The 617-nt window shown below is 31.4% G+C and carries 1 protein-coding gene; it reads left to right on the top strand.

What is annotated here, in order from left to right; genetic code table 11:
- The first annotated feature begins 205 nt into the window (after positions 1-205).
- Positions 206-613, top strand: a complete 408-nt coding sequence (locus J3U19_RS11450; protein WP_267346378.1) for a hypothetical protein — start codon at positions 206-208, stop codon at positions 611-613.
- The last annotated feature ends 4 nt before the right edge of the window (positions 614-617 follow it).

The raw sequence follows: 617 nt of genomic DNA, 5'->3' as shown, positions 1-617 counted from the left end.
AAAATACTCAAGGTGCCTATTCTGGTTGATATATAACTTTATATCAGCTGTAACTCTTGGTAAAATCCTGATTTGTAGCCTGTTTTCTTTTCCATTTAGCGATTCAATAACATCGGTTAACCATGCGTAAGTTTCGCTATAATCAGATAATGGCTGCTCTATTAATATTTTTTTCATAATTTACAATATAAGGGGTGATAGGAAGATGAAAGGAATAATTGCCATTTTGGCTTTTGCGTTTGTTTTAACTGGGTGCTCAATCCCTCAAAAAAAATATGATTTAGATTTATCTGTAGCTGATTCATATAATTATGACGCTTTACCAAGCAATTATCGTGATGTTGCAATTGAGTTTATATCATCACAGTTAAAAGACCCATATTCAGCTCATTATAAAATGTACAAACCAGTCAGAGCATTTAACAAATTAAGCAACGACTATTTTTATATAGTCCCAGTTGGTGTAAATGCTAAAAATGGTTACGGAGCATATACAGGATATAAAATGTTCTATATAGGCAAATTTAGAGGCGAATTTCCACAAAGTAGGAATATAGCAGTAACTTTTAAAAATGATATTATTATTGACAAACTAGAACCTGAACTAGATTGACATC

It is taken from the genome of Gilliamella sp. B2828 (assembly GCF_026537125.1).
Classification (GTDB): Bacteria; Pseudomonadota; Gammaproteobacteria; order Enterobacterales; family Orbaceae; genus Gilliamella.
This window is presented reverse-complemented; position numbering and strand designations above follow the sequence as displayed.

What these genes read in the sequence shown, in the direction of transcription:
- J3U19_RS11450 (WP_267346378.1), top strand. Translation starts at nt 206, where the DNA reads ATGAAAGGAATAATTGCCATTTTGGCTTTTGCGTTTGTTTTAACTGGG.